Source organism: Pseudomonas sp. NFPP07, from assembly GCF_900115645.1.
Lineage (GTDB): Bacteria > Pseudomonadota > Gammaproteobacteria > Pseudomonadales > Pseudomonadaceae > Aquipseudomonas > Aquipseudomonas chlororaphis.
Window position 1 is genome coordinate 217,818 of record NZ_FOXG01000008.1, and the last position, 26,268, is coordinate 244,085.

Below are 26,268 nucleotides of genomic sequence, written 5' to 3' on the forward strand. Positions count from 1 at the left end.
GCCTCAGCCGCGCAGTTGAATCCAGGTGGTTTTCAGCTGGGTGTACTTGTCGAACGAATGCAGCGACAGGTCGCGGCCAAAGCCCGACTGCTTGCCGCCGCCAAAGGGCACGGTGACATCCAGCGCATCGACGGTATTCACCGACACGGTCCCGGCATTCAGCCGCCGCGCCACTCGATGCGCGCGATTGAGGTCGTCGGTCCACAGCGACGCGGCCAGGCCATAGATGTGCTGGTTGGCCAACGCCACCGCCTGGTCTTCGTCGTCGAACAGCGTGACCGCCAGCACCGGGCCGAACACCTCTTCGCGGGCCAGGGTCATGTCGGCGGTCACGCCCGTGAAGAGGGTCGGCTCGATAAAGTTGTTCGAACCGTCGATGCTCAGTTGCCGACCGCCGCACACCAGCTGCGCGCCCTCGGCCTGGGCCTGCTCGATGTAGCGCTTGATGCGCTGAGTCTGCCGCGCATCGACGATGGCCCCGGCCCGGCTCGCCGGGTCCAGCGGATTGCCCGGCTGCCACTGGCGCGCCTTGGCCACCAGGCGCTCGATGAAGCCGTCGGCGATCGAGCGCTGCACCAGCAGGCGCGAGTTGGCCGAGCAGACTTCGCCCTGGTTGAAGAAGATGCCGAATGCGGCTTTCTCGGCCGCCAGGTCCAGGTCCTGGCAATCGGCGAACACCAGGTTCGGGCTCTTGCCGCCGCACTCCAGCCAGACCTGCTTGAGGTTCGATTGCGCGGCGTACTGCATGAAGTACTTGCCGACCTCGGTGGAACCGGTGAATACCAGGGCATCCACCTCCATGTGCAGGCCGAGGGCGCGACCGGCCTCCTCGCCCAGGCCCGGCACCACGTTGAGCACACCCTTGGGAAGGCCGGCTTCGATGGCCAGCTCGGCCAGGCGCAGGGCAGAGAACGGCGACTGTTCGGCCGGCTTGAGCACCACGCTGTTGCCGGCGGCCAGGGCCGGGGCCAGCTTCCAGGCGGCCATGTCCAGCGGGAAATTCCATGGCACCACCGCGCCGATCACTCCCAGCGGCACCCGGGTGATGGTCGCCAGGACATTGCTGGCGCTCGGCGCCACCTGGTCATAGAGCTTGTCGAGGCTTTCGCCGTACCAGGCAAATACATGGGCGGCGCCCGGCACATCGATATTCCAGGCATCCATCACCGGCTTGCCCATGCTCAGGGAGTCGAGCAAGGCCAGTTCGTCGCGGTGCTCCAGCATCAGCCGCGACAGGCGCAGCAGGATCGCCTTGCGCTCGCCGGGCGCCATCCTGGCCCAGGGGCCCTGCTCGAACGCACGGCGGGCGCTGCGCACCGCCCGGTCGACCTCGACCGCACCGCAGGCGGCCACTTGGGCCAAGCGTTTCTCGGTGGCCGGGTTGACCACATCGAAGCGTGCGCCGCTCTCGGCCTGGCACGCCTCACCGTCGATAAAGGCGCTGTCGATCAGGCGTTGGCGCTGCGCCAGGGCTGTCCACTCGTTGAAATCTTTCACCGCGAGTTCCTTGTTCTTATGAAGGGTCGTTTATCAGTGCTTGCAGAGGTATTCGGCCAGGCGCTCCATCAGCCGGTCGCAGGCCGCCATCTGCTCGACGCTGACGAACTCGTCCGGCTTGTGGCCCTGGTCCATGCTGCCGGGGCCGCAGACCACCGCCGGGATGCCGGCCTGCTCGAACAATCCGCCTTCGGTGCCAAAGGCCACGGTGCTGAAGTCCACGCTGCCACAGAGTTGCGCTACCAGCCGCGCGGCGGCGCTTTCAGGGGCAGTCGCCAACCCCGGATAGGCCGAGATCGCTTCGAAGCGGATCGCCGTATCGGCCTTGATTGCCTGCATCGCCGGCAACAGTTCCTGTTCGGCATAGCCTTGCAGTTCGTCCACCACCGCCCGGGGTTCGAAGGCTGGCAAGGCACGCACCTCGAAGTCGAAGCGGCAGTCGGCCGGGACGATATTCAGCGCCGTGCCGCCCTGGATCACCCCGACCTGCACGGTGGAGAACGCCGGGTCAAAACGGGCGTCGTGATGCTCGGGGGCCGCCAGGCGCCGGCCGATCTCCCCCAGCCGGCCGATCAGCCGCGCCGCCTGCTCGATGGCGTTGACCCCATAAGGCGCATAGGCCGAGTGGCATGGCGCGCCGTGCACATGGCAACGCATAGCCAGCTTGCCTTTGTGCCCGAGCACCGGTTTGAGCTCGGTGGGCTCGCCGATCAGGCACAGCATCGGCTGCGGGATGCGCTGTGGCAGCACTTCCAGCAGGCTGCGCACGCCGAGGCAACCGACCTCCTCGTCATAGGAGAACGCCAGGTACACCGGCCGGCGCAGCGGGCTTTCGAGAAACAGCGGCACCGCGGCCAGCACCGAGGCCAGGTAGCCTTTCATGTCGGCGGTGCCGCGCCCGTAGAGCTTGCCGTCGCGCTCGGTCAGGCTGAAGGGTTCAAGCGTCCAGGGCTGGCCGTCCACCGGCACCACGTCGGTGTGCCCGGACAGCACGATGCCGCCTTCCAGCGCCGGACCGATGCTGGCCAGCAGGTTGGCCTTGGTCCGTTCGGCGTTGTAGATCAGCTCGCAGCTCACGCCCAGGCCGTGCAGGTAGTCGCGCACGAACTCGATCAAGGCCAGGTTCGAATCGCGGCTGACCGTGGCAAAGCCCACCAGCCTGGCCAGCAAGGCGCGGCTGCGCAGCTCACTCATCGCCCGGCACTCCGTAGCTCGGCGCCAGGGTCGGATTGAGGGCGCGGGTCAGGTAATCCTGCAACTGCGGCTCGTAGGCGCTCCAGAGCCTGTGCAACTCGCCGATGGGGTTGGCCTCGGCCCAGTCCACCCGCAGGTCGACGATCGGCCAGACCAGCTCGCCGACCACCGACAGCGCCGCCGAATGCACCGCGCCCGCCTCGCCCCCGGCGTCCTGCCCGGCCTGCAGCGCGCTGAGCAGCCGCGCCGCCAGGCAGCCCTCGCTGCTTTCGAAGGCCTCGACCATGCGCTCGATCACCGCGCTGCTGGCCAGCAGGTTGCCGGCCGCCACGCATTGCTCACCGGCCACCGCGTTGTTAATGCCCAGCGCGTGATTGCCGCTGAACACCGCCGTGCGCCCCCGGGCATCCACCACCGCCACCTGGCGGTACTGGCTGTAGCCATTGCGGGTCAGCGCCTGGTCCAGGGCCTGCGCCGGCGCCAGGCCGTCGCCCAGGCCGTCGAGCACCTGGGGGCCGAGGGCCGGCAAGGTGATGTTCTGGCTCGACACCGCGCCCACCCCGCTGCGCAGCCAGGGACAACGGGCGCCGACGGCGATGCTCGACGAGCTGATGGCAATGCCCAGCTGGCCGGTTTCGGCGCAGCGGCCGACGATGGAAAAAGTCATGGCGCACTCCTTATTCGGGGATCACCGCGATCACGTCGATTTCCATCAGCCACTGCGGCTGGCCCAGGGCGCTGACCACCAGCCCGGTGGAGATCGGGAACACGCCCTTGAGCCACTTGCCGACCTCCTGGTAGACCGGCTCGCGGTAACGCGGGTCGATCAGGTAGGTGGTGGTCTTGACGATATGGCTGAGGTCGCTGCCAGCCTCTTCCAGCAGTTGCTTGACGTTGCGCATGGCCTGCTCGGCCTGGGCCCGCGGGTCGCCGAGGCCGACCAGCTGGCCATTGAAGTCGGTGCCGACCTGGCCGCGCACATACACGGTGTTGCCGGCACGCACGGCCTGGCACAGGTCGTTGTCCAGGCTTTGATTCGGGTAGGTGTCTTTGGTGTTGAACATGCGGATACGGGTATGCGTAGGCATCAGCGGGCTCCCATGCGGCTGGCGGGTTGAGTGGCGGATTCGCGCTCGGCTTGACGCTGCGCGGCGTCGCGGTAATCGAAGTAGAGGCGCTGTTTGACGATGTGCTCGGCGATGTGCCGGGCGTCGTGCCACACGCCCCAGATAAACGCCGAGCCACGGCGCGACAGCCACGGCAGGCCGACGAAATAGACCCCGGGCTCGCTGGACACACCGCGCTGGTGACGAGGCTTGCCGTTGTCCTTGAAAGCGTCGACCTGCAGCCAGCTGTAGTCCACCGAATAGCCGGTGGCCCAGATGATGGTGCCGACGCCAGCCTTGGCCAGGTCGAGTTCGAGGAGCGGCTGGGTCAGGCATGGCGGGTCCGGCAGCATCACCCGCGCTTCGGGCTCTTGCGGCAGGTCCAGGCCGTTGCGGGCGATGTAGGCGTCGGCGGCGTCGAGCAGCGCCAGGTAGTTTTCGTCGCCGCGGGCAATGTTCTCGGCCAGGTTGGCCTCGAAGCTGACCACACCGTTATCGAAGGCCTTGGTCAGGCCGACCAGGGTCATGCCCTGGTGGGCCAGCCGGCGGAAGTCCACGGTATGCCCGCCACGGGCGCCGCTGACGGCAATGGTCACGTGCTCCTTGCCTGGCTGCATGGTCTCGGCATCCCACTCGCCCAGTACCCCCAGCCACCAGCAGAAATCACGGTTGCGGTAGGCCCGCGGCGGACGGTCATGGGCGCCGACCGAGAGGTAGACCTGCTTGCCGGCACGTTGCAGTTCATCGGCGATCTGCACCCCCGACGAACCGGCGCCCACTACCAGCACCGCGCCTTCGGGCAGCTGTTGCGGATTGCGGTAGGCCGCCGAGTGCATTTGCAGCACACGCTGATCCTGCGGGGCGATCGGCGGGATCACCGGGCACTGGAACGGACCGGTGGCCACCACCACTTGCCGGGCTTCGATCACGCCGTCGCTGGTGTCCACGGTGAAGCCCGGGCGGTTGGCGTTACGCACCACCTTCCTGACTTCGACGCCGGTGCGGATCGGCGCATTGAACTTGCGGGCGTAGGTTTCGAAGTAGTCGGCGACCTGGTCCTTGCCCGCGAAGGCATCGGGGTCCAGTCCTTCGAATTCCAGGCCCGGAAAGCGGTCGTGCCAGGCCGGGCCGTTGGCCACCAGCGAATCCCAGCGCCCGGTGCGCCAGGCTTCGGCGATGCGGTTGCGCTCCAGCACCAGGTGCGGCACGCCCAGGCGGCTCAGGTGTTCGCTCATGGCCACGCCGGCTTGGCCGGCGCCCACTACAAGCGTGTCGATTATTGTTTTATGGGTTGTCATGTCTGCGCCCTGTTGAGTGATCCCACGTAGGCAGCCGTGGGAGGTGTAGGACGCATTCTGGGAGAAGGCGGGAAATGCCGAAATTATGATTTTTGTGGTTGCTAGAGAGTAAAAAACTGTCTGGCTATCGGGGGGCTCTGCATCAGCCCTACAACCGAATCAGCCACTGCCCAGCCTCTTGCAGAATCCTCCTAAATCCCTGCCCCAGCATTCCCGGTACGGTTTCCAGCGACCCTTTCGCTTGAACCAGGACCCGTCATGGCCAGCAACGGACCCGGGCCGATGCCCAGTGTTTTACGGCCCGCCAATCCTAACCAGAGCCCCGCCGAATGCGCCGCTGAAACCGAACAACCCAGCTACGGCGAACAGCTCTGGGCCCAGTACGAGAAGTACGCCAAGGAACCTGCGCCACCGCCTGAAAAAGTCCAGGTGGCGCTGCGCATTGGCGTGTTCTTTGACGGTACCGGAAACAATGCTGGCAACTCGGCTATGGGTGAGTTGTGTGGGGCTCAGCATCCTGTTGAAGCCAGGGATATCGATGGTAGTTGCAAGCCATATATGAGCGATCCGCAGAGCAGTTATGGGAATGGGGTGAGCAATATAAAACTGTTGAGAGAGCTGTACCACGCCCCCCAAAAAGTCGAAGGTGAAGGTCTACATAAGCAAGCCTTTCGCTCAATCTATATCGAGGGCATCGGCACAAAGACAGGCGAGAAAGACAGCGTGATTACCTCTGGAACCGGGCGTGGTGAAAGAGGTGTCTTGGGGTGTGTACAAAGGGCATTTCGGGAAATAGAGGAACTTGTCCGTGAAACCCATGAAGATAATCTCGAAAGTGAAATCACTTCACTGACCTTCGATGCCTTCGGCTTTAGCCGAGGCGCGGCAGCAGCCCGGCACTTTGCCAATGAGGTCGTGCGCTGGCTCGGACCGCTGCAACTGATTTTGCATAGCCATTCCGAGGCCCTCAGTCCCAACTTCAACCGGCAGTACGGCCACGATGTCGATATGGGTTTTATCGGTCTGTTCGACACCGTGCCTTCGATTGCCGGCTTGAGCAATCTGGGCAATGTGCGCAGTGCCATTGCTCCCGGTATCAAGCTCCACCTCGACCGCCGCTACTTTCGCTCGGTGGTGCAACTGGTCGCCCGCGACGAGTATCGGGCCAACTTCGCCCTGAGCCAGGTCAAACCTGATCATGCCGAGATCACGCTACCCGGCGCGCATTCGGATATCGGCGGCGGTTATCTGGAGGAGATGCAGGAGTGTGTACTGGTCACTCCGATGCAGGCGCTGGAAGTCTCAATCAATACCGATGTGACCCACACCTCGATTTACCGGGATGCGCTCCAGGCAAGAGCACACTGGCTGGCCAAGGGTTGGCCCGCGCAATGGCTGGAAATCGTCACACCGGAGCCGCTGTTGCTGCCCCAGGATCCACAGAATCGCCTCGGACCACGAAGAAAACGGGTATATGCCGGCCTGCAACTCAATAGGCCAATGAGCAATAAGCTGGCGGGAGTCACTTTGCGCGTCATGTATGAGCTGGCCAGGCAGAACGGTGTGCAATTCGAGGAAATCCCGGAGACACCCGAGTACGCGATTCCAACGGAGCTTCAAGCACTATGTGACAGGTTTGTCGCCGGTGACTACAGTACGACTCCAGCTGAGGAGATCATGCTCAAGCTGCGCTATATCCATCTCTCGGCCCACTGGAACCACCCGCTGGGTAAACGGGACGGCGGCAGTCTTAAAGTCGTCTACATCAATGCCCCCACGGTGGATGCCGTGCGTGTGCAACACCCTCACGTACCTGACTGGACACTTTGGTAATGAGAGCATTTATCGCACTGCTGGGCGCACTGCTGCTAAGTGGCTGCCAAGCCACTGATCCACTTTCTGGAAAGAATGACCCGAAAGCCCCCTGGTGGCAGCTTGGCTTTATCGAGCCGTTCTACATGAAAGTCTGGGTCGAAGACAGCGCCGTTGAAGACATCAATGGCCAGCTATTCACCCACACTGGCAGCGGCTCCGCGGCAGGTGGCGACCTCGGTTATGACACAGAGTGGGCCCGGGGCTGGGAAGATAAAGTTGGAGGCAATGGATGGTCAGTGGTGGGAGCCGACCTGCCCAAGCGTATTTACGTACGTTGGCAATCCATCGTGGAACCACAGACTTATCGGGCGTGGGTGGAGATCCCCGAAGAGGCCCGAAAAATCATGCGGGCCTCAACTAACCGACGCTGCTCGGAAACACCGGACCAGACCGCCCGCTATATGGCGTCCGTCTATCTGGGTTTGGCGCCGGGCGGCATTGTTCAAGTGTGGGTAAGAGATGAATGCCGCCACACAGTCAAAGTCGCTCGAGCTCAAGCTGAAGTCGAACCATTGGGACCCAGCCAAGGAAAAAACAACGGCCGTTATGCCTATAAGGTCAGCGAGAAATCCAAACGCTATATAGAGAAGTACGGCATCCCCTATGGCAGTTGGTAGACAGAGTTCTCTTGGTATCGACACCCTTTACGATGTGAACACATCCCCCACCCACCTGGCTGAACCCGTTGGTAATGAGAGTATTCATCGCCCTGCTGGGCGCACTACTGCTAACTGGCTGCCTGACCACCGATCCGCTATCCGGAAAAAACGACCCCAAAAATCCCTGGTGGGATCTAGGTTTCACCGAGCCCAATTACATGAAGGTCTGGGTTGAAGACAGCGCGGTAGAAGATATCAATGGAAAACTGTTTCGCCGCACCGGCGGCGGAACTGCAGCAGGCGGACAACCGGAGGACAACAGAGAGTCTGCAAGGGGATGGGCAGGAGTTGGTGTTGGTGGCAAATCCGTAGTCGGTGCCGACCTGCCGAAACGCATTTTCGTACGCTGGCAATCGGTGGTTGAACCGCAAACCTATCGAGCATGGATCAACATCCCGGAAGAGGCCCGACAGATCATGCGCAAGGCGACCGACCGTCGTTGCCCTGAAACGCCAAAACAAACCGCCAGCTATATGGCCTCGATCAATCTGGGCCTGGCCCCTGGCGGCATTGTCCAAGTGTGGGTAAGGGATGAATGCCGTCATCCGATCAAAGTAGCCCGGACCCAAGCCGAAGTTGAGCCTCTAGGCCCGGACCAAGGAGAAAACAACGGCCGTTACGCCTATAAGGTCAGCGAAAAATCCAAACGCTATATAGAGAAGTACGGCATCCCCTATGGCAGTTGGTAATGAAAGCACTCGCCTCCCTGCCCGGCAGACCGCAACCTGGGCGACAATCCTTGCGATAACACCTTATGCCGTCACCACCCTCGCCGTCCGACCCTTGCAATCGCGGAAACAATGAAATTCCGTTTAGGGAATTGATAGCCCCCTAACGAAAGGTGCATGCTAGAGGGCTTTCATCGCGCTTATATCATTCCGAATGATAGTTACCTTCGTCTCATTCGATTCGTGCGATACAACCCTGCCGAGCATCATCCGCCCATCTCAAATACATTGGCGGATGATCCATGGAACAGTCACTCAAACACTTACGCTTCCCTCTCGCACTCCTGGCCGTGCTGGTGATGAGCGCTTGTGGCAAGGCGCCGGAAACGGCCGCCAGCATGCCCGCCGCCAAAGTCAGCGTGGCCAAGGTGCTCGAACAGCCGGTCAACGAATGGGACGAGTTCACCGGGCGCCTCGAGGCGCCGGAAACCGTAGAGATCCGCCCACGGGTTTCCGGCCAGATCGACCAGGTGGCCTTCACCGAAGGCGCCCTGGTGAAAAAAGGCGACCTGCTGTTCCAGATCGACCCGCGGCCGTTCCAGGCCGAAGTGCGCCGCCTGGAAGCCCAGCTGCAACAAGCCCGCGCCACCGCCACCCGCAGTGCCAATGAAGCCCAGCGCGGCCAGCGCCTGCTGACCAGCAACGCGATCTCCGCCGAGCTGGCCGACACCCGCACCAGCGCCGCCCAGGAAGCCCGCGCCGGAGTCGACGCAATCCAGGCGCAACTGGACGTGGCCAAGCTCAACCTGAGTTTCACCCGGGTCAGCGCGCCCATCAGCGGTCGCGTCAGCCGTGCGCAAATCACCGCCGGCAACCTGGTGACCGCCGATGTCACCCCGCTGACCAGCGTGGTCTCCACCGACAAGGTCTACGCCTACTTCGACGCCGACGAGCGTGTGTACCTCAAGTACGCCCAGCTCGCCCGCCAGGGCCAGCGTGGCCAGACCACCCCGGTGTACCTCGGCCTGTCCAATGAAGAAGGCCACCCGCACCTGGGCCAGATGAACTTCGTCGACAACCAGGTCAACCCGCAGACCGGCACCATCCGCGGTCGCGCGGTGTTCGACAACGCCGACGGCAGCTACACCCCGGGCCTCTATGCGCGCCTGAAACTGGTGGGCAGCGGCACCTACTCCGCCGTGCTGATCAACGACGAAGCGGTGGGGACCGACCTGGGCAAGAAGTTCGTACTGGTGATGGATGCCGACAACAAGCCAGCGTACCGCGCCGTCGAGCTGGGGCCGAAGATCGAAGGCCTGCGCATCGTGCGCAACGGCCTGAACAAGGACGACACCATCATCGTCAAGGGTCTGCAGCGCGCCCGTCCGGGCGCGCCGGTCAGCCCTGAAGTGGTGCCGATGGCCAGCAAGGAAACCCTCGCCGCCCTGGCGCAACAAAGAAAGGCCCTGGAAGCCAGCAACCTGCCTCAAGTCGCCCCCGCCAAGGGCGCGTCTGAAGCGGCTGCGAAACTGGCCAGCGCTGCGACTCCACGCGGTTAAGGGAAAAGACTCAAGATGAATTTCTCCCAATTCTTCATTTCACGGCCGATCTTCGCAGCGGTGCTGTCGCTGCTGATCCTGATCGCCGGCTCCATCTCGCTGTTCCAGCTGCCCATCAGCGAATACCCGGAAGTGGTACCGCCGACCGTGGTGGTGCGCGCCAACTTCCCGGGCGCCAACCCGAAAGTCATCGGTGAAACCGTGGCCGCGCCCCTGGAGCAGGCCATCACCGGCGTCGAGAACATGCTCTACATGTCCTCGCAGTCCACCGCCGATGGCAAGATCACCCTGACCATCACCTTCGCCCTGGGTACCGACCTGGACAACGCCCAGGTGCAGGTGCAGAACCGCGTGACCCGCACCGAGCCCAAGCTGCCTGAAGAGGTGACGCGCATCGGCATCACCGTGGACAAGGCCTCGCCCGACCTGACCATGGTCGTGCACTTGACCTCGCCGGACAAACGCTACGACATGCTCTACCTGTCCAACTACGCCATCCTCAATATCAAGGATGAGCTGGCGCGCCTGGGCGGCGTCGGCGATGTGCAGCTGTTCGGCATGGGCGACTACTCGCTGCGGGTCTGGCTCGATCCGAACAAGACCGCTTCGCGCAACCTGACCGCCACCGACGTGGTCACCGCCATTCGCGAGCAGAACCGTCAGGTCGCCGCCGGTACCCTGGGCGCCCCGCCCGCGCCGAGCGCCACCAGCTTCCAGCTGTCGGTCAACACCCAGGGCCGCCTGGTGACCGAGGAAGAATTCGAGAACATCATCATCCGCTCGGGCGACAACGGCGAGATCACCCGCCTGAAAGACATCGCCCGGGTCGAGCTGGGTTCCAACCAGTACGCCCTGCGTTCGCTGCTGAACAACCAGCCGGCGGTGGCGATCCCGATCTTCCAGCGCCCTGGCTCCAACGCCATCGAGATCTCCAACGAAGTGCGGGCCAAGATGGCCGAGCTGAAACAGAGTTTCCCGCAAGGCATGGACTTCAGCATTGTCTACGACCCGACCATCTTCGTGCGTGGCTCCATCGAGGCCGTGGTGCATACCCTGTTCGAAGCACTGATCCTGGTGGTGCTGGTGGTGATCCTGTTCCTGCAGACCTGGCGCGCCTCGATCATCCCGCTGGTGGCGGTGCCGGTCTCGCTGATCGGTACCTTTGCCGTGATGCACCTGTTCGGCTTCTCGCTCAACGCCCTGTCGCTGTTCGGGCTGGTGCTGGCCATCGGTATCGTGGTGGACGACGCCATCGTGGTGGTGGAAAACGTCGAGCGTAATATCGGCCTCGGCCTGAACCCGGTGGAAGCCACCAAGCGCGCCATGCGCGAAGTGACCGGGCCGATCATCGCCACCGCCCTGGTGCTCTGCGCGGTGTTCGTGCCGGCGGCCTTCATCAGCGGCCTGACCGGGCAGTTCTACAAGCAGTTCGCCCTGACCATCGCGATCTCCACGGTGATCTCGGCCTTCAACTCCCTGACCCTGTCGCCGGCCCTGGCCGCGGTATTGCTCAAGGATCACCACGCACCAAAGGACGGCTTCTCCAAGTTCCTCGACAAGTTGCTGGGTGGCTGGCTGTTCAAACCCTTCAACCGCTTCTTCGACCGCGCCAGCCATGGTTACGTCGGCACCGTGCGCCGGGTGATTCGTGGCAGCGGCATCGCCCTGTTCCTCTACGCGGGCCTGATGGTGCTGACCTGGTTCGGCTTCGCCCACACGCCGATGGGCTTCGTCCCGGCCCAGGACAAGCAATACCTGGTGGCCTTCGCCCAACTGCCGGACGCCGCGAGCCTGGACCGCACCGAGGACGTGATCAAGCGCATGTCCGACATCGCCCTGAAGCAACCGGGCGTGGAAAGCGCGGTGGCCTTCCCGGGCCTGTCGATCAACGGTTTCACCAACAGCCCGAACAACGGCATCGTGTTCGTGACCCTCAAGCCTTTCGACGAGCGCAAGGACCCGAGCATGTCCGCCGGGGCCATCGCCGGTGCCCTGAACGGCAAGTACGCCGATATCCAGGAAGCCTACATGGCGATCTTCCCACCGCCGCCGGTACAGGGCCTGGGGACCATCGGCGGGTTCCGCCTGCAGGTCGAGGACCGCAGCGGCATGGGTTACGAAGAGCTGTATAAAGAAGTGCAGAACGTCATCGCCAAGAGTCGCAGCGTGCCGGAACTGGCCGGGCTGTTCACCAGCTATCAGGTCAACGTGCCCCAGGTCGACGCGGCTATCGACCGGGAAAAGGCCAAGACCCACGGCGTGGCCATCAGCGATATCTTCGACACCCTGCAGGTCTACCTGGGCTCGCTGTACGCCAACGACTTCAACCGTTTTGGCCGTACCTACCAGGTCAACGTCCAGGCTGAACAGCAGTTCCGTCTCGAAGCCGAGCAGATCGGCCAGCTGAAAGTGCGCAACAACAAGGGCGAGATGATCCCGCTGGCGACCTTCATCAAGGTCAGTGACACCGCCGGTCCCGACCGCGTGATGCACTACAACGGCTTCGTCACCGCGGAAATCAACGGCGCGGCCGCACCGGGCTACAGCTCCGGCCAGGCGGAAGCGGCGATCGAGAAACTGCTCAAGGAAGAACTGCCCAACGGCATGACCTACGAATGGACCGAGCTGACCTACCAGCAGATCCTGGCCGGTAACACCGCGCTGTTCGTCTTCCCGCTCTGCGTGCTGCTGGCGTTCCTGGTACTGGCCGCGCAATACGAGAGCTGGAGCCTGCCGCTGGCGGTGATCCTGATCGTGCCCATGACCCTGCTGTCGGCCATCGCCGGGGTAATCCTGTCCGGTGGCGACAACAACATCTTTACCCAGATCGGCCTGATCGTACTGGTGGGCCTGGCGTGCAAGAACGCGATCCTGATCGTCGAGTTCGCCAAGGACAAGCAGGAAGAAGGCCTCGACCCGCTGGCCGCGGTCCTGGAAGCCTGCCGCCTGCGTCTGCGGCCGATCCTGATGACCTCGTTCGCCTTCATCATGGGTGTGGTGCCCCTGGTGTTCTCCAGCGGCGCCGGCGCGGAAATGCGTCATGCCATGGGTGTCGCGGTGTTCTCCGGGATGCTCGGGGTGACCTTCTTCGGCCTGCTGCTGACCCCGGTGTTCTACGTCCTGATCCGCAACTATGTGGAGCGCAGCGAAGCCCGCAAAGCGACCCGTGCCCTGAAACTGGAGGCGCAACAATGAGCCTGAAAGTCTTCCTGCCGAGTTTGCTGGCACTGGCCCTGAGTGCCTGTGCCGTCGGCCCGGACTACCAGACCCCGACCACCGAGGCGGCCCATATCGCGGCCGCCGCCGATGGCGCCGCGGGCCAGAAGAATTTCGACCGCGCGCGCTTCGAAGGCATCTGGTGGCAGCAGTTCGACGACCCGGTGCTCAACCAGCTGGTGACAAAGTCCCTGCAGGGCAACCGTGAATTGCGCGTGGCCTTCGCCCGTCTGCGGGCCGCCCGGGCGATCCGCGACGATGCCAGCAACGATGCGATGCCGACCATCACCAGCCGCGCCAGCAGCGATCTGGCCAAGGGGCAGATCCCCGGCCAGACCACCCGCCGGGTCAACAGCGAACGCTACGACCTGGGCCTGGACATGGCCTGGGAACTGGACCTGTTCGGCCGCATCCAGCGCAACCTGGAAGCCAGCGAAGCCGACCAGCAGGCCGCCGAGGCCGACCTCTACCAGCTGCAAGTCACCATGATTGCCGAGCTGGTGGACGCCTACGGCCAACTGCGCGGCGCCCAGCTGCGGGAAAAGATCGCCCTGGCCAACCTGGACAACCAGCAGGAGTCGCGCAAGATCACCGAAAGCCTGCGTGACGCCGGCGTCGGCGACCAGCTCGACGTGGTCCGCGCCGATGCGCGCCTGGCCGCGGTAGAGGCCAGCGTGCCGCAACTGCAGGCCGAACAGGTGCGCCAGCGCAACCGTATCGCCACCCTGCTGGGCGAGCGCCCGGACAAGCTCAGTGTCGATCTCAAGCCCGCGCAGTTGCCGGCGATTGCCAAGGCCCTGCCGATCGGCGACCCGGGCGAACTGCTGCAGCGCCGCCCGGACATCCTCAGCGCCGAACGCCAGCTGGCCGCCGCCACCGCGCGGATCGGCGTGGCCAAGGCCGACCTGTTCCCACGGGTCAGCCTCAGCGGCTTCCTCGGCTTCACCGCCGGCCGTGGTTCGCAGATCGGCTCCTCGGCCGCCAATGCCTGGGCCCTGGGCCCGAGCATTACCTGGGCGGCCTTCGATCTGGGCAGCGTGCGCGCCCGCCTGCGGGGCGCCAATGCCGACGCCGACGGCGCCCTGGCGACCTACGAGCAGCAAGTGCTGCTGGCCCTGGAAGAGTCGGAAAACGCTTTCAGCGACTACGGCAAGCGCCAGCAACGCCTGATCTCGCTGATTCGCCAGAGCGAGTCGAGCCGCGCCGCGGCCGACCTGGCGGAAATCCGCTACCGCGAAGGCACCGTCGATTTCCTGGTGCTGCTCGACGCCCAGCGCGAACGCCTGGCCGCCGAGGACTCCCAGGCCCAGGCCGAGGTCGACCTGTACCGTGGCATCGTCGCCATCTACAAGGCCCTGGGTGGCGGCTGGCAGCCGGAGACGGTCGCCAGCAAATAAGGCTTCAACCGAGCTCCTTTGGTTGGCCGCAACCAACCAATTTTTTGCCCCGTGTTCTCATTCGGTCACGGGGCTTTTTTTCGCCTGGCAAAAAGCATCGCCTATTCCAGCACCGTCACCGTCGCCGTGGTGCCGGCGCGCAACCTGTCCTTGCCCGGGTAATCGGGGTCGATGGCGATCCGCACCGGCACCCGCTGCGCCAGCTTGACCCAGGTGTAGCTGGGGTTGATGTTGGCCAGCAGGCGGCTGCCCTGGGAGTTCTCGCGGTCGGTAATGGCGAAGGCGATGCTCTGCACCTTGCCGTTGAAGGTCTCGCCGCTCATCAGCTGGATGCGCACCGCGCTGCCCTCCTCGATCCGCGGCAGCTTGGTCTCCTCGAAATAACCACTGATATAGAAAGAGTCGCTGTCCACCAGGGCCAGCAAGGCCGCGCCGGCACTGGCGTAGTCGCCCTGGCGGGTCTGCAGGTTGGTCACGTAGCCGCTGACCGGGGCTTCGACCCGGGTGCGCTGCAGGTCCAGTTCGGCCTGCTTCAGCGCGGCCTGGGCCAGGTGCACGTTGGCCTGGGCCAGGCCGAGGTTGGCCTGGTCGCGCAACAGGTCGGCCTGGGCCACCGCCACATCGGTATTGGACTTCTCCCACTCCTCGCCGGAAATCGCGAAGCCCTGCTTCAGGCTGCGGCGCCGGCGTTCTTCGCTTTGCCGCTGCTTGAGCTGCGCCGCGCTGGCGGCAATCGCCGCCTCGGACTGGCCGAGGGTGGCGACCGCCACTTCCACCGAGCGTTTGGCATGCTCCACGGCCAGGGCATATTGCGCCGGGTCGATCTCCAGCAGCAGTTGGCCCTTGTCCACGTGCTGGTTGTCCTGCACCCGCAGGCTGACGATGCGCCCGGCGACGTCCGCCGACAGGGTCACCACATCGGCCCGCACCCGCGCATCGCGGGTCCAGGGCGCGCGGGTGTAATGCTCCCAGGCGAACCAGCCCAGCACGAGCGCCAGCACTACCGCCACCAGGGTGATCGAGCGGGCCAGGGTGTTTTTCAGATTCATAGGCTTCCCATCAGCAAAATGACCGTGGCGCAGACGCAGGCATACAGCGCCCCTTCGAACAGCGCTTCGTGCCAGACGAAACGCAATACACCGAGGCGCCGCAGCCCCCAGTCGAGCAGCAGGAAAATCGGCAAGGCCAGCAACAGGGCCTGGGCAATGGGCGGCAGGTAGACGCCGCCGAATTCGAAATCAATGGGCAAGGGCCGGTTCTCCTGTTTCCGTGGGTTGCAGCATGGGGCGGTAGCGCTCCAGGAAGGCGCCGACGATCAGCAGCGAGACGCGCATGCGGAACACCGACCACAGCTGTTCGTGGGCCTCTGGCCGGTCGTCGGCGTGCAACTGGTCCAGGTGGTCGCCCAGTTCCCGCAGGCGCGCCAGCAGTGGGTCCACATCCAGCCCCGGGCGCCCCGCCACATAGCGCCCGACCCGCCGCAGCAACTGCTGCAGGTCGGCGTTGGCCGCGCTGCTCAACCAGGGGTTGTCCAGGCTCTGCTGCTTGAGCTGGTTCATCGACACGCCCAGGGTCATGCAGGCCAGGCTGGTCTCGAAACGTTCGGCGGAAGCCCGGTCGCCGGCGGCGGGCAACAGCCCGAGCATCTGGGTCAGGCGGTCGACCATGCGGCTCTCGAAGACAAACTGCTCCTCATCGCTGGCCGTGGTTTTCTGTAAGGCGTACACCTGCTCGCGGGTGTCGCGGAACAAGCGGCGAATGCGCAGCACCGGGTTGAACGGGAAAATGAACGCATAGACCAGCAACGACAGCACCCCGCCGCTGACATAGGCCCCGGCGAACTCGAACCACTGAGCGGCATTGTTCTGCCAGGCGCCGATGTTCTGTGGGCCGATCATCAGCAGGCTCGACAGCCCCAGGCCCATGCCGATGCCGGCGGTCATCGGGCTGGCCAGGCCCACCGCGACCGTATACAGCAGCGGCACCAGCAACAGCGCCAGCCATTCGAAATCGCCGATCAAGGGCACCAGGGCGAAGACGTAGACCGCCGAGATCACCAGCGCCAGGGCCTGGCCGCGCATATAGTTTTGCGCCGCCGCCAGGGGCCGCGGGAAGGTCGCCATCAGCGAACAGAGAATGCCCACCAGGACCATGCTCGAACGTGCGCCGTCCCAGGCGGTTTCGATCCAGATCAGCCCGGCGACCAGCAGCGCGGTGAAGGCCCGCAGCGCATTCATCGCCGCCAGCGGCCAGTCCAGGTGCAGTGGGTTTGAGCGACCCTGGCGGTACAGGCAACTGGCCTGGCGACCGTCCTGGATGGCATCGCTGAATTCGAGAATGTCTTCGAGCTGCTTGAGCATCCGCGCCTGCTCCCAGCGCAGGGCCCAGGCCAGGGAGCGCAGGGTCGCGGGCAAGGCATCGGCCTCGCGCTCGGCGCGCCGCGCCTGTTCGTCGAAGCGCTGCTGCAAGTGCGCGAACTGCTGCCGCGAGGCGGCGGGCAAGGCACGCCCGTGCTGCGCCAGTTCGTCGAGAAACGCCAGTTCGTCGGCGCGCAGTTGCTGGATCGCCTCCGGCAGCTCGCCGACCCAGCGCGCCCGCAGCAGCTCGCGCTGGTGGCGCAGTACGGTGAGGCGCGAGGTCAGCAGCACCAGCTGGTTGCCCAGCAGCTGCACCAGGCCGTCGGCGCTGCGCAGGCGTGGCGCATCGAAGTACAGGTGGCGGCGCAAACCTTCCAGGGCGCTGATCTCGCCCAGCAACTGCATCTGCCGCTTGTGGAAGTCGGCCTCGCTTTCGTCGGTGCGGATCGCCGCCGCGGCGTGGGTCGCCAGCAACTTGAGCACCTGGTCGATCTTGGCGAAGTAACCATGGGCCACGGCCTCCGGGCGCGCCGTCAGCAGGCTGACCACGCAGACGCAGGCCACCGCCAGCAGGGTTTCGGTGACCCGGGTAATGGCCAGCATCAGGGTGTTGCCTTGATCGGGGATCGCCAGCATCGCCACCACCACCGCGGTGTAGCCACTGAGCACGAAGGCCTGGGAGCTGGTGTAGCGCAGCAAGGTGCCGCCGGCGGTGCACAACGCCAGCCACAGGCCGAGGGTGACCAGGAACGGCAGCGGCGCCTGGGGGAAGATCGCCATGATCAGCACCGCAACCGCGGCCCCCAGGGTGGTGCCGACCACCTGGCCGAAACTGCGGGCCAGGGCCATGCCGGCCAGGGGCTGGCTGACGATGATCACCGCCATCAGCGACCACTTGGGCTGGTCGAGGTCGAAGATGAACGCCAGGTACAGGGTCAAGAGGCCGGCGGCGATGGTACGCAGGGCGAAGCGCAGCACCGCGCCTCCCGGGTGGATCACGACCTTGAAGTAATTGATCAGTGGCTGCATGAGTGGGTTCTGGACAAAGGGGCACCTGCGGCTAGCGTAGTCAGTCTGCGGCCGGGAAAGCTTATCGTCCCGGCCTTCCCGGCAGGAAGGCAATTTTTCCCGAACTGTCGATCCTTCGCGCCAACCGCGTCGTCAAGCAGAGTGATTGGACCAGCCGGCGCGGCTCTTCCAGCCTTGCCCTGCCGCGAAAACCCGAGTCCTGCCCGCCGCCCCGCAAGCGGGTTTGACTCCGAGGGGAACCTGACCGAAGCTTGCGCCTTCGTAAAGCCGCCCCTGCCATGGATGCCTGCATGACCAAGCCCCGCCGCACCCTGTTGATCAGCCTCCTCGTCGTATTGGCCCTGGGCCTTGCGTGGCTGTTCCTGCGTACCACGCCCCCGGCGGTGCCGGATGCGATCAGGCACGGTTACGGCAAGGCGCTGGAACAGGCGCGCAACGGCCAGCCCGGCGCAGCGCGGGTGCTGTATCAGCAGCTGGGGCGTCCAGACCTGTCGGACAGCCGGCGCATCCGCCTGCTCGCCGAGCTGCACAACTACCCCAGCCCACAGGCGCTGAAACTGGCCGACGCCGGCCTGCACCACGCCGAGCCCGAGGTCCGCGAGGCCGCCATCCAGGCGGTGCTCGGCCTGGTCCCGGCGCGCCAGCGCAGCCTGCTGATCGGCCCGCTGCTGGACGATGAAGTGCAAGGCGTGCGCTTCGCCGCCGTCACCGCCCTGCTCGGCCTGTCGCCGGATGAACAGGGCCTGTATTTCGGGCCGCTGCAGCAAGTGATCGATGAGTACACCCAGGTGCTCAAGGCCCAGCCGGAGAACGTCGAGGCGCAATACCAGCTGGCGCGCCTGTACCTGCACAACGCCAACCTGGACCAGGCCCAGCAGACGCTGGAGCACGCCTTGAGCCTGCAACCGGACAACCTGCAAGCGGTGATCCTGCAACTGGAGGTGCTCGACCGCCAGGGCCGCAGCGAAGCCGCCCGCCAGTTGCTGGCCAAACAGCTGCAGGCGCAACAGGATTCCGCCTACCTGCAACACGCCCTGGGCATGTGGCTACTGCACCACGACCAGAGCGAGTTCGCCCTGCTCGGCCTGTCCCGCGCCGTGGAGCTGGAGCCGAACAACGCCGACTACCGCTATGACCTGGCCACCACCCTGCACAGCGAAGAGGAGCTGGAAGCGGCGCAGAAACAGCTCGAGGAAATCGTCCAGCGCCAACCCGCCAACCGCAAGGCGCGGGTGCTGCTGATCAAGTACTGGAAGGAAAGCGGCCAGCTGCAGAACGTGCAGATCCTGCTGGCCCAGCTGGAACAACAGAACCCCGACGATCCGGCCTTGCAGCAAGGCCTGTAAAGGCTATTCCCTGTAGCCGCTGCCGAGCTTGCGAGGCTGCGATCGACAACGCAGTTGTCGCAAAACCTGATTCTGCGGTGGACCAAGTGGAGTGCGCGGCCTGGATTTACGCCTGCTTTGCAGGCGAGCGCAGCCTCGCGGGCTCGGCAGCGGCTACAGGAGCGCGGCAGGCTTCATGTAGCCGCTGCCGCAGGCTGCGATCGCCTGCGCAGCAGGCGCAAGTCCTTGAACATGCATGTTGTGTGATACGGCCGCGAGGGTCGATTGACGATCTTGCGAGCGGCTACATGCCCGGTGCCGGCTGCGGGAGGTCACGCCAGCAGGCGCTGGATCTGTTCTTGCAGGCTGTCGAGGTCGAAGGGCTTGGCCAGGATCGGCGCGCTTCTCGCGATGGGGCTGCCGGACTCGAGAATCTCGGTGGGATAGCCACTGATGAAAATCACCTTGAGGTCGGGGCGCAGTTTCACCGCGGGTTCGGCGATCATCACCCCGGTAATCCCGCCCGGTAGCCGGTAGTCGGTGATCATCACATCCAGGTGCGGCTTGCTGGCGAGGATCTCGAATGCCTGCTCGCCGTTTTCCGCCTGCAGCACCCGGTAGCCCAGGCCCGACAGATAGTCGGCGAGCAACATCAGAATCACCGGTTCATCTTCGACGATCAGTACGACGTCTTGTGCATCTTCACTCATGAGAAGCCTTTGTTCGGTCAATAGCTGCTGATACGACCATCCGGTCATCCAGAAGGTTGCGTGGGAGCCGGTGTTTTCCTACAGCGGCAGACAAACGCGAAACAGGGCACCTTCGCCGATCCGGCTGTCGACTTCGATGGTGCCGCCATGGGCGGTGACGATCTGCTCGGAAATGAACAACCCCAGCCCGAGCCCGGCCACCGCATGATTGACAGAGACGCGCTCGAACTGCTGGAAGATACGCGCCTGGTTTTCCTCGCTGATGCCGATCCCGTGATCGCGCACTTCGACCCGCGCCTGCCCGTCCGCGCTGTAGACCCGTACTTCGATCGGGCTCTTGGCGCCATAGCGCAAGGCATTGGTCAGCAGGTTGGAGATCACCTGTTCGATGCGGAACTCGTCCCACTGGCCGAATACCGAGTCTTCGGCGTTCAGGGCAATCGACGACTCGGCGGCCTCGACCTGGGGCGCGAAATTCTCCAGCAGGCCGCGCACCAGTTGCACCAGGTCGACCCGGCTCGGGCGGATCGACAGCTTGCCGGTACGGATCCGCGAGATGTCCAGCATGTCCTCGATCAGGCGGATCAGGCTTTTGATCTGGCGCTCGTCGCGTTCGACCATGGCGTGCATCTTGTCCAGGGTGAACGCGGAAGCGTTGTCGCGGGCCAGGTGCATCTTGCGCAGCTGGGTTTCCAGGATCAGGCCGTTCAGCGGCGTGCGCACCTCATGGGCGACGATCGACATGAAATCGTCACGCATGCGCACCGCCTGCTCCAGTTCGTTCTGGGTCGCCTGCAACTGCTTGAGCAACGCCTCCTGCTCGCGCCGGCTCTGCTCCAGGGCTTCGACCTGCTGCTTCATGGCCTTGCTCTGCCGGTACAGGTCGACGAACACATTGACCTTGCTCTTCACCGCATGGGTATCCAGCGGCTTGTGCAAAAAGTCCACCGCGCCGCTTTCGTAGCCCTTGAAGGCATAGTCGAGCTCGCGCCCGGCGGCGCTGACGAACACGATGGGGATGTTCTTGGTCTTCTCGGTGCCGCGCATCAGTTCGGCCAGCTCGAAGCCGTTCATGCCGGGCATCTGCACATCGAGGATGGCCATGGCGAACTCATGCTGGAGCAACAGCGACAATGCCTCGTCCGCTGACAGCGCCTTGTACACCTGGCGGTCCTCGCGCTTGATCAGCGCTTCGAGGGCCAACAGGTTCTCTGGCAGATCGTCGACGATCAGCAGCTTGGCTTGGATATTACTTAACATGCGATTCGTTCCAGCTCGACAAGCAAACGGCTGATGCCGTGCAAAGGGAGAATGTAATCCGGTCGGTGCAGCGCGATGGCCGCCTCGGGCATGGTCGCCACCTGGGCCTCGGCCGGGTCCTGGACAATGCTCAGGCCACCGCGCCGCTTGACCTGGGCCAGGCCTTGCGCGCCGTCCTGGTTGGCCCCGGTCAGCAGTACTGCGGCCAGGCGCGGGCCATAGGCATCGGCGGCGGAATCGAACAGGTAATCGATGGCGGGACGCGAATGATGCACGCGCTCCTCCTGGCTCAGGGACAGGCTGCGGTCCTGCTCCACCGACAAGTGATAACCGGGCACGGCGAAATACAGGGTGCCGCGCTCGATGGTCTGCTTGTCGCGGGCCTCTTTCACGGGCAGCGCCAGGCGCTGGGCGAACAGCTCGGCCAACTGGCTGCGATGCTCTTCGGGCAGGTGCAGCACCACCACTATCGGCAGGCTGAAGCCCTCGGGAAACGCCGTGAAGATTTTCAGCAACGCCTCGACGCCGCCAGCCGACGCACCTATCACTATGGCCTCGACCCGCGGCAAGGCGGATTGCCCGTTGGCGTCATCGTTCATGATTTGCGGTAGACCCGTTCTTGTTTGACCAGCGGCTCGAAATGCTCGCCGTAGGCCGAGAAGTCCAGGGTTTCCTTGCTGCCCAGCACCAGGAATCCACGATGGCAAAGCGACTCGTGGAACAGGCCGAAGGCCCGGTCCTGCAACTTCTTGTTGAAATAGATCAGCACGTTGCGACAGGAAATCAGCTGGGTTTCGGAGAACACGCTGTCGGTCGCCAGGCTGTGATCGGCGAAGGTCACGTTGTCACGCAAGGTCTTGTCGAAGATCGCGTAGTCGTAGGCTGCCGTGTAGTAGTCGGCAAAGGAGCGCAAACCGCCGGCCTGCTGGTAGTTCTGGGTATAGGCGCGGATGTTCTCCAGGGAAAAGATGCCCTGCTTGGCCTTCTCCAGGGAGCTGGGATTGATATCGGTGGCGTAGATGATGGTGCGCTCGAGCAACCCTTCCTCGCGCAACAGGATGGCCATCGAGTAGACCTCCTCGCCGGTGCTGCAGCCGGCGATCCAGACCTTGATCGAGGGATAGGTCTTGAGCAGCGGCACCACTTCCTGGCGAATCGCCAGGAAGTGCGACGGGTCGCGAAACATCTCGCTGACCGGAATCGTCAGGAACTGCAGCAGTTGCATGAACGCGCCCGGATCGTGCAGCACCCGTTCCTGCAGGGCGGAAATGGTCTTGCATTCGAACTGGCGCAGCGCATGGTTGATCCGGCGCTTGATCGAGGCGCCGGAGTAATCGCGGAAGTCGTAGCTGTACTTGAGGTAGATAGCTTCGATCAACAGGCGCAGTTCGATCTCGGTATTGCGCTCCACTAGATTCTTTCCATCTTGGGTAACCAGACTCGAATGAGGGAAAACAGCCGGTCGAGGTCGATCGGCTTGGCCAGGTAATCGTTGGCCCCGGCCTGCAGGCAGCGCTCCTGGTCGTCCTTCATGGCCTTGGCGGTCACCGCGATGATCGGCAGCTTGCGCCAGCGCGGCTGCTTGCGGATTTCCTGGGTGGCTTCGTAGCCGTCCATCTCGGGCATCATCACGTCCATCAGCACCAGGTCGATGTCCTCGACTTCATTGAGCTTGGCGATCGCCTCATGGCCATTGCGGCCGATGACCACGATCGCGCCCTTCTGTTCCAGGGCGCTGGTGAGGGCGAAGATATTGCGCACATCGTCGTCCACCAGCAGGACCTTGCGCCCCTCGAAGACCTTGTCGCGGCTGCGGGCGGCCTTGAGCATCTTCTGCCGCTCATGGGACAGCTGGGACTCGACCTTGTGCAGGAACAGGGTCACTTCGTCCAGCAGGCGCTCGGGCGAGCGCGCGCCCTTGATGATGATCGAGCGCGAATACTTGCGCAGCTCCGCCTCTTCGTCGCGGGTCAGGTTGCGCCCGGTGTAGACGATCACCGGCGGGAACGAGCAGATATCCTCGGTGGACATGCGCTTGAGCAGGTCGTTACCGAGCATGTCCGGCAATTTCAGGTCGATGACCATGCAGTCGTAGAGGTTGTCGCGCAGCAGTTCCAGGGCCTCCTGGGCCAGGCCGACGGCGGTGATCTCGATGTCGTCGTCGCCGATCAGCCGGGCGATGCTGTCGCGCTGCAGGTCGTCGTCCTCCACCAGCAGCACACGCTTGACCTTCTGGGTGAGCTTGGCTTCCAGGCGGGCGAACACGTCCTTGAGCTCTTCGCGGGTGGTGGGCTTGACTGCATAGCCGATGGCGCCCATGTGCATGGCGGCCTCGACCCGGTCTTCCACGGAGATCACATGCACCGGGATATGCCGGGTGGTGGCATGCGCCTTGAGGCGCTGCAACACCGTCAGCCCGGAATGATCCGGCAGGCGCATGTCCAGCAGGATCGCGTCCGGCACGAACTGCTCGGCCAGGCTGTAGCCCTCGTCGGCGCCGTGGGCCACCAGGCACTGGTAACCCAGCTCGTGGGCCAGGTCATACAGAATGTGGGCAAAGTTCGGTTCGTCCTCCACCACCAGGATGCAGCGGGTGGCGAACGGCGCCTTGTCGCGATCGTCGGCGAAACGCGCAATCTCCACCTCGGGCACCGGCGGCGCAGCCGGTTTGCTCGGCGCCGGCGCCACCCGCACGGCGGCGGGCCTGGCCGCCTCTTGCGGCTCTGGTGCGCGCTCGACGTACTGTTCCGGCAGCACCAGGGTGAAGACACTGCCCTGCCCCGGCTCGCTGGCGACCGTGATCGAACCGCCGAGCAGCGCCGCCAGGTCGCGGGAAATCGACAATCCCAGGCCCGTGCCGCCGTAACGGCGATTGGTGGTGCCATCGGCCTGGCGGAAGGCTTCGAAAATGCTTTCCTGCTGTTCCGGGGCGATGCCTATCCCTGAGTCGCGCACAGCAAAGGCAATGCCCGCCTCGGGCTCGCGCGACACGCTCAGGCTGACCTGGCCCTTCTCAGTGAACTTCACCGCGTTGGACAGCAGGTTCTTGAGAATCTGCTCGACCCGCTGGCAGTCGGTGAACAGCATCGAAGGCGCGCCGGGCTGCAACTCGACACAAAATTCCAGGCCCTTGTCCGCGGTCAGCGGCTGGAACAGCCCGCGCAGGCCTTCCACCAAGCGCGCGACGCTGGCGTTTTCCGGACGCACTTCGAGCTTGCCGGCTTCTACCTTGGAAATATCGAGAATGTCGTTGATCAGGTTGAGCAGATCGTTGCCCGCCGAATAAATCGACTCGGCGAACTGCACCTGTTCGGCAGTGAGGTTTTCCTCGGCGTTTTCCGCCAGCAGCTTGGCCAGGATCAGCGAGCTGTTCAGCGGCGTGCGCAGCTCGTGGGACATATTGGCGAGGAATTCGGACTTGTACTTGCTCGAACGCTGCAGCTCCTCGGCACGCTCCTGCAGCTGCACCTGGGCCTGGTTCAGCTCGCCGTTCTTGCGGTCCATGGCGTCGCGCTGCTCCGCCAGTTGCTCGTTGGTCTGCTCCAGCTCCACCTGCTGGGCCTCCAGGTGCACCTGGGACTCCTTGAGCACCCGCGACTGTTCCTCAAGCTCCTCGTTGGCGGTCTTCAATTCTTCCTGTTGCACTTGCAGCTCTTCGTTGAGCTGCTGGGTTTCGGCCAGCACTTCCTGCAGGCGCTGGCGATAACGCGCGCCCTCGATGGCGGTGCCGATATTGCCGGCGATCAGTTCCAGCAGCTCGACGTCACGTTCGCTGAGGGCCCGCAGGAAGCCCAGCTCGATCACCCCGTTGACCCGGTCGTCGTCGCTGGTCGGCACCACCAGCACGCTGCGCGGCACGCCTTCGCCCAGGCCGGAGCTGACCTTGAAGTAATCGGCGGGCACCTCGTCCAGGCGGATCAGCCGGTCCTGCTGGGCCGCCTGGCCGACCATGCCTTCACCGAGGAAAATCGACTGTTCGCGCTCTTCCTGCTCGCGGGAGAAGCCGTAGGCGGCCACGCGCTTGAGGCCGCCGTGCTCTTCACGCACATACAGCGCCGCCACCACGCTGCCCAGGTATTGCGCGCAGAACTGCAGGAGGTTGCGCCCCAGCAGGTTCAGCGTCAGTTGCCCCAGCAACTGCTCGGCCAGTTCGGTCTGGCCACTGCGCAGCCAGGCCTGTCGCGCCAGGCTCCGAGCACTTTGCTGCTGGGCCTCGAGGTTGGCGCTGTAGCTCTTCGACAGGTTGAGCAGGTCGCGGCGCCCGATATAGGCCAGCAAGCCGCTGATCCCCACCACGAACAGCAGATACAGGACCACGCTGAGGACCGTGGTGCGCGTGACATTCTCGTTGCGATCGACCCGCAGTTGCTGCTCCATCGCCACCGCTTCGTCGTATTCCTTGCGCATCTGGTCGGTCAGGCGCTTGCCCCGGCCGGACTGTACCGAGCGGCGATAATCGCCCTCCTGGCGACGCATCTCGATCATGTTTTTCGCGTGCAGGCCCCACTCTTCCTGCAAGGCTTCCAGGCGCTTGAAGCGATCCACCTGCTGTGGGTTATCCGCCACCAGCCCCCGCAGCTCGCGCAATTCGCTGAAGATCTGCGGCTTGGCCACTTCATACGGGTCGAGAAAATGCTCGTCGCCGGTGATCAGGAAGCCGCGCATGCCGGTTTCCAGGTCGACCGTCAGCTTGGCCGCCTGGTTGATGCTGTTGATCACCCGATCGCTGTGCTGGACCCACTGGATCGCCGAGAGCAGATAGCTGATCAGGGACACGAAGACCACCGCGCTGAGCACGCCCACGCCCAGGGGAAGCGCGATGTTGCGGCTTAGCAGCTTGCGAAAACTCTGTTCATCGACCGAAGACGAAGAGATCATTGAAAGGCCTTGGTGAAGGGTAAAAACCATGGAGTTTGCCCCAAAGGAGGGCAGCGTATCTATGCTTGCGACAAGCTCGGTGGCAATTTTTCATCCTGCACTGCCCGCCCTCGATCAGACAGGTTATTCTGGCACAGCTTGTACAGGATTACTTTTTTGTACAGGTTCGGGAACTTGTCATTGCGCGTTATTTACTGATGCAAGAGACAAGCACTTTTTTCCGCTGCCGTCCTTTTTTTC

20 protein-coding genes are annotated in these 26,268 nt (G+C 64.1%); 7 read left to right on the forward strand and 13 right to left on the reverse strand.

Annotation, left to right across the window (positions count from 1 at the left end; translation table 11 throughout):
* Nucleotides 1–3: 3 nt before the first annotated feature.
* The 5 genes from BM019_RS21535 to BM019_RS21555 are packed head-to-tail and all read right to left on the reverse strand — an operon-like array spanning nt 4 to nt 5,095.
* Nucleotides 4–1,470: an aldehyde dehydrogenase gene (locus BM019_RS21535; protein WP_239691096.1), complete on the reverse strand. Its 1,467-nt coding sequence runs from the start codon at nt 1,468–1,470 to the stop codon at nt 4–6.
* 60 nt (nt 1,471–1,530) lie between these two features.
* Nucleotides 1,531–2,691, reverse strand: a complete 1,161-nt coding sequence (argE, locus tag BM019_RS21540; RefSeq protein ID WP_092420114.1) for an acetylornithine deacetylase — start codon at nt 2,689–2,691, stop codon at nt 1,531–1,533.
* The gene (locus BM019_RS21545; RefSeq protein WP_085530686.1) at nt 2,684–3,358 is read right to left on the reverse strand and encodes a DUF1028 domain-containing protein; all 675 of its coding nucleotides are present in this window, start codon (nt 3,356–3,358) and stop codon (nt 2,684–2,686) included. Before BM019_RS21545 ends, argE begins: the two co-directional genes overlap by 8 nt.
* 10 nt (nt 3,359–3,368) lie before the next feature.
* Entirely contained in the window at nt 3,369–3,779 is a 411-nt protein-coding gene (locus BM019_RS21550; protein WP_007924833.1) for a RidA family protein, read from the reverse strand.
* On the reverse strand, nt 3,779–5,095 hold the full coding sequence (locus BM019_RS21555) for a flavin-containing monooxygenase (RefSeq protein ID WP_092420117.1): 1,317 nt from the start codon (nt 5,093–5,095) through the stop codon (nt 3,779–3,781). The genes BM019_RS21550 and BM019_RS21555 overlap by 1 nt, the downstream gene beginning before the upstream one ends.
* A 258-nt stretch (nt 5,096–5,353) precedes the next feature.
* Here BM019_RS21555 and BM019_RS21560 point away from each other — a divergent pair, with 258 nt between their 5' ends.
* The 6 genes from BM019_RS21560 to BM019_RS21585 all read left to right on the forward strand — a co-directional run bounded on the left by BM019_RS21560 (nt 5,354) and on the right by BM019_RS21585 (nt 14,469).
* The gene (locus BM019_RS21560; protein ID WP_092420120.1) at nt 5,354–6,928 is read left to right on the forward strand and encodes a phospholipase effector Tle1 domain-containing protein; all 1,575 of its coding nucleotides are present in this window, start codon (nt 5,354–5,356) and stop codon (nt 6,926–6,928) included.
* Nucleotides 6,928–7,587: a DUF2931 family protein gene (locus tag BM019_RS21565; protein ID WP_092420123.1), complete on the forward strand. Its 660-nt coding sequence runs from the start codon at nt 6,928–6,930 to the stop codon at nt 7,585–7,587. The genes BM019_RS21560 and BM019_RS21565 overlap by 1 nt, the downstream gene beginning before the upstream one ends.
* 74 nt (nt 7,588–7,661) lie before the next feature.
* Entirely contained in the window at nt 7,662–8,318 is a 657-nt protein-coding gene (locus BM019_RS21570) for a DUF2931 family protein (RefSeq protein ID WP_092420126.1), read from the forward strand.
* 281 nt (nt 8,319–8,599) lie between these two features.
* A complete protein-coding gene (gene mexE, locus BM019_RS21575) occupies nt 8,600–9,856 on the forward strand; it encodes a multidrug efflux RND transporter periplasmic adaptor subunit MexE (protein WP_009044137.1) in 1,257 nt (418 codons plus the stop codon).
* A 15-nt stretch (nt 9,857–9,871) separates the two neighbouring features.
* A complete protein-coding gene (locus BM019_RS21580; protein WP_009044138.1) occupies nt 9,872–13,051 on the forward strand; it encodes an efflux RND transporter permease subunit in 3,180 nt (1,059 codons plus the stop codon).
* Nucleotides 13,048–14,469: an efflux transporter outer membrane subunit gene (locus BM019_RS21585; protein WP_053261425.1), complete on the forward strand. Its 1,422-nt coding sequence runs from the start codon at nt 13,048–13,050 to the stop codon at nt 14,467–14,469. Before BM019_RS21580 ends, BM019_RS21585 begins: the two co-directional genes overlap by 4 nt.
* A gap of 101 nt (nt 14,470–14,570) precedes the next feature.
* On the opposite strand, the gene BM019_RS21590 is transcribed toward BM019_RS21585, so the two are convergent.
* The 3 genes from BM019_RS21590 to BM019_RS21600 are packed head-to-tail and all read right to left on the reverse strand — an operon-like array spanning nt 14,571 to nt 17,855.
* Nucleotides 14,571–15,518, reverse strand: a complete 948-nt coding sequence (locus BM019_RS21590) for an HlyD family secretion protein (protein ID WP_009044140.1) — start codon at nt 15,516–15,518, stop codon at nt 14,571–14,573.
* Nucleotides 15,515–15,718 (reverse strand): DUF1656 domain-containing protein, encoded by a 204-nt coding sequence (locus BM019_RS21595; protein ID WP_007924845.1) that lies wholly within the window; start codon nt 15,716–15,718, stop codon nt 15,515–15,517. The genes BM019_RS21590 and BM019_RS21595 overlap by 4 nt, the downstream gene beginning before the upstream one ends.
* A complete protein-coding gene (locus tag BM019_RS21600; RefSeq protein WP_092420129.1) occupies nt 15,708–17,855 on the reverse strand; it encodes an FUSC family protein in 2,148 nt (715 codons plus the stop codon). Before BM019_RS21600 ends, BM019_RS21595 begins: the two co-directional genes overlap by 11 nt.
* A gap of 290 nt (nt 17,856–18,145) precedes the next feature.
* Between BM019_RS21600 and BM019_RS21605 the strand changes: the two genes are divergently transcribed.
* Nucleotides 18,146–19,201 (forward strand): tetratricopeptide repeat protein, encoded by a 1,056-nt coding sequence (locus tag BM019_RS21605; protein ID WP_062826040.1) that lies wholly within the window; start codon nt 18,146–18,148, stop codon nt 19,199–19,201.
* Nucleotides 19,202–19,512: 311 nt separating this feature from the next.
* On the opposite strand, the gene BM019_RS21610 is transcribed toward BM019_RS21605, so the two are convergent.
* The 5 genes from BM019_RS21610 to BM019_RS21630 form a co-directional block, all read right to left on the reverse strand.
* Nucleotides 19,513–19,890 carry a response regulator gene (locus tag BM019_RS21610; protein WP_007924849.1) on the reverse strand — a complete coding sequence of 126 codons (378 nt, stop codon included), beginning with the start codon at nt 19,888–19,890 and terminating at the stop codon, nt 19,513–19,515.
* A 78-nt stretch (nt 19,891–19,968) separates the two neighbouring features.
* Complete coding sequence (locus tag BM019_RS21615; protein WP_062826041.1) at nt 19,969–21,150, reverse strand: hybrid sensor histidine kinase/response regulator; 1,182 nt, start codon at nt 21,148–21,150, stop codon at nt 19,969–19,971.
* A complete protein-coding gene (locus BM019_RS21620) occupies nt 21,144–21,749 on the reverse strand; it encodes a chemotaxis protein CheB (RefSeq protein ID WP_007924855.1) in 606 nt (201 codons plus the stop codon). Before BM019_RS21620 ends, BM019_RS21615 begins: the two co-directional genes overlap by 7 nt.
* Nucleotides 21,746–22,561, reverse strand: coding sequence for a CheR family methyltransferase (locus BM019_RS21625; RefSeq protein WP_092420131.1), 816 nt, complete (start codon nt 22,559–22,561; stop codon nt 21,746–21,748). The genes BM019_RS21620 and BM019_RS21625 overlap by 4 nt, the downstream gene beginning before the upstream one ends.
* Nucleotides 22,561–26,028 (reverse strand): response regulator, encoded by a 3,468-nt coding sequence (locus BM019_RS21630; RefSeq protein ID WP_009044146.1) that lies wholly within the window; start codon nt 26,026–26,028, stop codon nt 22,561–22,563. The genes BM019_RS21625 and BM019_RS21630 overlap by 1 nt, the downstream gene beginning before the upstream one ends.
* Between the last annotated feature and the right edge of the window lie 240 nt (nt 26,029–26,268).

Excerpts from the sequence above, each read along its gene's own strand:
- argE (WP_092420114.1), bottom strand. The coding sequence starts at position 2,691 with ATGAGTGAGCTGCGCAGCCGCGCCTTGCTGGCCAGGCTGGTGGGCTTT.
- BM019_RS21545 (WP_085530686.1), bottom strand. The coding sequence starts at position 3,358 with ATGACTTTTTCCATCGTCGGCCGCTGCGCCGAAACCGGCCAGCTGGGC.
- BM019_RS21550 (WP_007924833.1), bottom strand. The coding sequence starts at position 3,779 with ATGCCTACGCATACCCGTATCCGCATGTTCAACACCAAAGACACCTAC.
- BM019_RS21555 (WP_092420117.1), bottom strand. The coding sequence starts at position 5,095 with ATGACAACCCATAAAACAATAATCGACACGCTTGTAGTGGGCGCCGGC.
- BM019_RS21560 (WP_092420120.1), top strand. The coding sequence starts at position 5,354 with ATGGCCAGCAACGGACCCGGGCCGATGCCCAGTGTTTTACGGCCCGCC.
- BM019_RS21565 (WP_092420123.1), top strand. The coding sequence starts at position 6,928 with ATGAGAGCATTTATCGCACTGCTGGGCGCACTGCTGCTAAGTGGCTGC.
- BM019_RS21570 (WP_092420126.1), top strand. The coding sequence starts at position 7,662 with ATGAGAGTATTCATCGCCCTGCTGGGCGCACTACTGCTAACTGGCTGC.
- mexE (WP_009044137.1), top strand. The coding sequence starts at position 8,600 with ATGGAACAGTCACTCAAACACTTACGCTTCCCTCTCGCACTCCTGGCC.
- BM019_RS21580 (WP_009044138.1), top strand. The coding sequence starts at position 9,872 with ATGAATTTCTCCCAATTCTTCATTTCACGGCCGATCTTCGCAGCGGTG.
- BM019_RS21585 (WP_053261425.1), top strand. The coding sequence starts at position 13,048 with ATGAGCCTGAAAGTCTTCCTGCCGAGTTTGCTGGCACTGGCCCTGAGT.
- BM019_RS21590 (WP_009044140.1), bottom strand. The coding sequence starts at position 15,518 with ATGAATCTGAAAAACACCCTGGCCCGCTCGATCACCCTGGTGGCGGTA.
- BM019_RS21600 (WP_092420129.1), bottom strand. The coding sequence starts at position 17,855 with ATGCAGCCACTGATCAATTACTTCAAGGTCGTGATCCACCCGGGAGGC.
- BM019_RS21605 (WP_062826040.1), top strand. The coding sequence starts at position 18,146 with ATGACCAAGCCCCGCCGCACCCTGTTGATCAGCCTCCTCGTCGTATTG.
- BM019_RS21610 (WP_007924849.1), bottom strand. The coding sequence starts at position 19,890 with ATGAGTGAAGATGCACAAGACGTCGTACTGATCGTCGAAGATGAACCG.
- BM019_RS21615 (WP_062826041.1), bottom strand. The coding sequence starts at position 21,150 with ATGTTAAGTAATATCCAAGCCAAGCTGCTGATCGTCGACGATCTGCCA.
- BM019_RS21620 (WP_007924855.1), bottom strand. The coding sequence starts at position 21,749 with ATGAACGATGACGCCAACGGGCAATCCGCCTTGCCGCGGGTCGAGGCC.
- BM019_RS21630 (WP_009044146.1), bottom strand. The coding sequence starts at position 26,028 with ATGATCTCTTCGTCTTCGGTCGATGAACAGAGTTTTCGCAAGCTGCTA.